Consider the following 6,153-nt stretch of genomic DNA (forward strand, 5'->3'; position numbering starts at 1 on the left):
CTGGTGGGTGCGCGTGCCCGGTTGATGGGTGCGTTGCCCGAGGGCGGGGCGATGTGTGCGGTGCAGGCCACGGCGGAGGAGCTTGCTGCGGAGCTCGATGGTTCCGGGGTGAGTGTGGCTGCGGTGAACACCCCTGATTCCACGGTGATTTCCGGCCCGGCTGATGAGGTGGAGCGGATTGCCGCCGCGTGGTCCGCCCAAGGGCGCAAGACGAAGGCCCTCTCGGTCAGTCACGCATTCCACTCGTCCTTGATGGAGCCGATGCTCCAGGACTTCGCCGAGGCCATCAGCGAGGTGAAGTTCAAGGCTCCCACGATCCCGCTGATCAGCAACGTCACGGGTCTGCCTGCGGACGAGGAGATCACGAGCCCCGATTACTGGGTGGGTCACGTGCGCCGGCCCGTTCTCTTCCAGCAGGCCATCGCCCACCTCGCCGATCAGGCAGGGGCGTTCATCGAACTGGGGCCCGCTCCCGTCCTGACGACCGCCGCCCAGCACACCCTCGACGAAGCCGAGGGTCCGGAACCGCTGCTGCTCTCTTCGCTCGCCGGTGACCGGCCCGAGGAGCAGGCGTTCCTGAACGCGATGGCTCGCCTCCATGCGGCTGGGGTCGCGGTGGACTGGGACGGCTGGTTCCTGGACAAGCCTGTTGTGGTCGATTTGCCGACGTATGCGTTCCAGCGTGAGCGGTTCTGGCTGTCCGGAAGGTCTGGTCGTGGTGATGCGGCTGGTCTGGGTCTGGTGGCTGCGGGGCATCCGTTGTTGGGTGCGGCGGTGGAGTTCGCCGACCGGGGCGGCTGCCTGCTGACGGGGCGGCTGTCGCGTTCGGGTGCTCCGTGGTTGGCCGATCACGAGGTGGCCGGGTCGGTCCTTCTCCCCGGTGCGGCGTTGGTGGAGTGGGCGCTGCGAGCCGGCGATGAGGTTGGCTGTGCGGGGCTTGAGGAGCTGATGTTGCAGGCTCCGGTGGTTGTTCCGGCGGCGTCCGGGTTGCGGGTGCAGGTCGTGGTGGACGCGGCCACCGATGACGGCCGCCGTGAAGTGCGGGTCTACACCCGTCCCGATGACGGCGACGATGTATGGGTCTGCCACGCGACCGGCATCCTCACCCCCGAACCCATCACCGCACCCGGCGGGTTGCTCGGGCCCTGGCCTGCGGCGGGCGCGGTGCCGGTCGAGGTGGAGAGTTTCTACGAGCGGGTGGCCGACGCCGGTTACGCGTACGGCCCCGCCTTCCAGGGCCTGCGGTCGGTGTGGCGGCACGGTGAGGATCTGCTCGCCGAGGTCGCTCTTCCCGAGGCCGCCGGTTCGCCCGACGGTTTCGGCATCCACCCCGCCCTCCTCGACGCCGCCCTCCACCCGGCCCTCTTGCTCGACTGGGGCGGAGAGCCGCAGGGCGACGGCAAGGTCTGGCTGCCGTTCAGCTGGAACCAGGTCGGTCTGTGGGCCGCGGGCGCCGGCACCGTACGCGTGCGCGTATCGCCTGGTGCCCACGACGCGACCGAACGGGAACTGCGGCTCCTCGTGACGGACGCTGCGGGAACGAACGTACTGAGCGCGGGATCGGTGACCCTGCGCCCCGCCGACATCGGGCAGTTGAAGTCCGCACGGGACGACGACGGCTTGTTCGCGGTGGAGTGGACGCCGCTTCCGTTGCCGGAACAGGGTGCATCGGATAGCGATGCCTGGGTCATGCTCGCGGACGGCGAGGGCCTGGCTGGTGTGGTGCGGGACGATGGCGATGTGCCGTGGGCGGTGGTCGTCCCGGTCGAGGCCGGTGACGGTCTGGCGACGGCGGGATGGGCGTTGTCTTTGGTCCAGGAGTTCCTGGCGGTGCCGGAGCTGGCTGATTCCCGGCTGGTGTTGGTGACACGGGGCGCCGTGGCCACCGTCGACGGCGCTGATGTCGATCCGGCGGCCGCGTCCGTCTGGGGTCTGGTGCGCAGCGCGCAGTCCGAGCACCCGGGCCGCTTCGCCCTTGTGGACGCGGACAGTGACGACCTCCCGCAGGCCGTCCTGCGACACGTCATCGAAGAACAGGACGAGCCCCAACTCGCACTCCGCGATGGGGCACTCCTGAGCCCGCGGCTGGTCCGTGCGACAGGTGGTCCCCGCGTCGGAGCGCCCGCCGAGCAGGCGTGGCGGCTGGAGACCAGCGGTCCCGGGACGCTGGAAAGCGTGGCCCCCGTGGTCTGCCCGGAGCTGATCGAGCCCCTGGCCTCCGGCCAGGTACGCCTGGAGGTCCGGGCCGCGGGCATCAACTTCCGCGATGTCCTGGTCAGCCTCGGCATGGTGCCGGGCCAGACGGGGCTGGGCGGTGAGGGCGCCGGCATCGTCACGGAGGTGGGGCCCGACGTCACGCAACTGTCGGTCGGCGACCAGGTCATGGGCGTACTCGGCGGGTCCTTCGGCCCCCTGGCCGTAGCGGACACCCGGATGATCGCGCCGGTTCCGGCGGGGTGGGATGTCCGGGAGGCGGCGGGTGTTCCGGTGGCGTTCTTGACGGCTTGGTACGGGCTGGTGGAGTTGGCCGGTCTGAAGCCGGGTGAGTCGGTGTTGATCCATGCTGCGACGGGTGGTGTGGGGATGGCGGCGGTGCGTATCGCCCGTCATCTGGGTGCGGAGGTGTTCGCGACGGCGAGTCCGGCCAAGCATGCCGTGCTGGAGGAGATGGGCATTGATGCCGCTCATCGTTCATCGTCCCGTGATCTGGGCTTCGAGGAGGAGATTCGGCAGGCCACGGGTGGGCGTGGTGTGGATGTCGTGCTGAACAGCCTGACGGGTGAGTTCATCGAGGCGTCTTTGCGTTTGCTGGGTGAGGGTGGTCGGTTCCTGGAGATGGGCAAGACCGATCTGCGTGATCCTGGTGAGGTTGCCGCCCGGCATCCCGGGGTGACGTATCAGGTCTACGACCTCGTCACCGACGTCGGCCCTGACCGGATCAGGGAAATGTTCGCGGAAATGGGGGAGTTGTTCGCCTCCGGCGCGCTCGCTCCCCTGCCGGTCCGCTCCTGGCCGCTGGAGCGGGCGCGGGAGGCGTTCCGGTTCATGAGCCAGGCCAAACACACCGGCAAGCTGGTGCTGGACATACCGCCTGCCCTCGACCGGGACGGCACCGTACTGATCACCGGCGGCACCGGAGCACTCGGCCAGGTCGTGGCCGAACACGCGGTCCGGCAGTGGGGGGTGCGGCACCTGCTGTTGGCCGGGCGTCGTGGGCTTGATGCTCCGGGTGCCGGTGAGCTGGTGGAGGAGCTCGGCGCGCTGGGTGCTGATGTTTCGGTCGTGGCGGCTGATGTGAGTGATCCGGAGGCGGTGGCGGAGCTGGTCGGCAAGACGGATCCGGCGCATCCGCTGACGGGTGTGGTGCATGCCGCCGGTGTCCTGGAGGACGCGGTGGTGACCGCCCAGACGCCGGAGACTCTGGGCCGTGTCTGGTCCGCGAAGGCGACTGCCGCAGCCAATCTCCATGAGGCGACGCGGCATCTGCGGCTTGGTCTGTTCGTCGTCTTCTCCTCCGCGGCCGCCACCCTCGGCAGCCCGGGCCAGGCCAACTACGCGGCGGCGAACGCCTACTGCGACGCTCTGATGCAGCACCGCCGTGCTGCCGGCCTTAGCGGCCTGTCGGTCGGCTGGGGTCTGTGGCAGACCTCCAGCGGCGGCATGACCGGCGGGCTCAGCGACACCGACGTAGCCCGCATGGCCCGTATCGGCGTCAAGGCGATGAGCAACGACCACGGCCTGAGCCTCCTCGACGCGGCACACCGCAACGCCGCGCCGTACCTGGTCGCCGCCGACCTCAACCCCCGCGTGCTGGCCGCCAAATCCGCCACCGCCCTGCCGGCGCTGCTGCGCGCCTTCGCGGGCGGGCAGGGGACCGCGCGGCCGACCGTCACCGCCCGGCCGAGCACGGACTGGGCCGGGCAGCTGGCCGGGCTGCCCGTGGAAGCGCAGCACCGGACCCTGCTCGACCTGGTGCGCACGCACGCCGCGGCGGTGCTCGGACACGCGGGCACCGACGCAGTCCGTGCCGACGTGCCCTTCACGGACCTCGGCTTCGACTCCCTCACCGCGGTCGAGCTCCGCAACAGGCTGTCCGCGGCCACCGGCCTGCGGCTGCCCGCCACGTTCATCTTCCGCCACCCGACCCCGTCCGCCATCGCCGAGGATCTGCGCGAGCAGCTGTGCCCCGCGGCGGCCGACCCGTCGGCGCCGCTGTTCGGTGAACTGGACCGGCTGGAGACGGTGATCGTGGGCCACGCGCACGACGAGGACACCCGCGGCCGCCTGGTGGCGCGCCTGGAGTCCCTGCTGTGGCGGCTGGGCGACGGTGCGGGTGACGGCGGCGGCGACGCCGTCGCGAGTGACGACCTCGAGTCCGCGTCGGACGACGAGCTGTTCGAGCTGATCGACCGGGAACTGCCTTCTTGATCAGGAGTGGAAGAGACATGCCGGGTACGAAAGACACGCCGGGTACCGAGGACAAGCTTCGCCACTATCTGAAGCGGGTGACGGCGGATCTCGGGCAGACCCGTCAGCGCCTGCGCGAGATGGAGGAGCGGCAGCGGGAACCGGTGGCCATCGTCGCGATGGCCTGCCGGTACCCCGGCGGTGTCACGTCGCCGGAGGAGCTGTGGGACCTGGTCGCCTCGCGCGGCGACGCCATCGAGGAGTTCCCGGCCGACCGCGGCTGGGACGTGGACAGCCTCTACCACCCCGACCCGGACCACCCGGGCACCAGCTACGTACGCGAAGCCGGCTTCCTGCGGGACGCCACACGCTTCGACGCCGACTTCTTCGGCGTCAACCCGCGCGAGGCACTGGCCGCCGACCCGCAGCAGCGGGTGCTCCTCGAAGTGTCCTGGGAGCTGTTCGAGCGGGCGGGCATCGACCCCGCCACGCTCAAGGACAGCCTCACGGGCGTCTACGCGGGGGTGTCCAGCCAGGACTACATGTCCGGGTCCCGGGTGCCCTCCGAGGTGGAGGGGTACGCCACCACGGGCACCCTCTCCAGCGTCATCTCCGGCCGTATCGCCTACACCTTCGGCCTCGCGGGGCCCGCGGTGACGCTCGACACGGCGTGCTCGGCGTCGCTGGTCGCGATCCATCTGGCCGCGCAGGCACTGCGGCAGGGCGAGTGCGACCTGGCGCTCGCCGGCGGCGTGACCGTGCTGTCGACGCCCACCGCGTACGTCGAGTTCTCCCGACAGCGGGGCCTGTCGCCGGACGGCCGCTGCAAGCCGTTCGCCGCCGCGGCCGACGGCACCGGCTTCTCCGAGGGCGTCGGCCTCGTCCTGCTGGAACGCCTCTCCGACGCGCGCCGCAACGGACATCACGTGCTCGGCGTCGTCCGCGGTTCCGCCGTCAACCAGGACGGCGCGAGCAATGGTCTCACCGCCCCCAACGACGCCGCCCAGGAACGGGTGATCCGCCAGGCCCTGGCCAACGCCCGGGTCACCCCGGACACCGTGGACGCCGTGGAGGCCCACGGCACCGGGACGACGCTGGGCGATCCCATCGAGGCACACGCGCTCCTCGCCACGTACGGCAAGGAGCGCGCGGACGACCGGCCGCTGTGGCTCGGCTCGGTGAAGTCCAACATCGGGCACACCCAGGCCGCCGCCGGTGTGGCGGGTGTGATCAAGATGGTGATGGCGATGCGCCACGGAGAGCTGCCCGCCTCCCTGCACATCGACCGCCCCACGCCCCACGTGGACTGGGAGGACGGCGGAGTGCGGCTGCTCTCCGACGCCGTGCCGTGGCCCCAGGCCGACCGGCCCCGGCGGGCGGGCATCTCCTCGTTCGGCATCAGCGGCACCAACGCCCACCTGATCCTGGAACAGGCCCCCGAGGAGGACGATGAGCCGGCGCGCGCCGACGTCCCCGCCGACGAGGGCGCTGTCGTGCCGTGGGTGCTGTCAGCACGGAGCCGCGACGCGCTGCGCGCTCAGGCGGGTCGTTTGAGCCAGGCTGTGGCGGCCGTTCCTGATGTGCGGGGTGTGGGCTGGTCGTTGTTGCGTTCGCGTTCGTTGTTCGAGCATCGGGCTGTTGTGGTGGGTGGGGAGCGGGTGGGGGCGCTTGAGGCGTTGGCTGCGGGGGAGTCGCATCCGGCGTTGGTGGGCCCGGATGTTCCGCGTGCTGGCGAGATGGTGTGGT

At 70.9% G+C, this 6,153-nt stretch carries 2 protein-coding genes; both read left to right on the forward strand.

What is annotated here, in order from left to right; all coding sequences use genetic code 11:
- Positions 1–3: 3 nt before the first annotated feature.
- On the forward strand, positions 4–4,428 hold the full coding sequence (locus ACFY1P_RS35265) for an SDR family NAD(P)-dependent oxidoreductase (protein WP_390752997.1): 4,425 nt from the start codon (positions 4–6) through the stop codon (positions 4,426–4,428).
- Between the two features lie 17 nt (positions 4,429–4,445).
- On the forward strand, positions 4,446–6,153 hold a 1,708-nt coding region (locus tag ACFY1P_RS35270), incomplete at its 3' end, for a type I polyketide synthase (RefSeq protein WP_390752996.1).

Origin of the sequence: Streptomyces sp. NPDC001407 (assembly GCF_042895325.1) — a bacterium.
Lineage (GTDB): Bacteria > Actinomycetota > Actinomycetes > Streptomycetales > Streptomycetaceae > Streptomyces.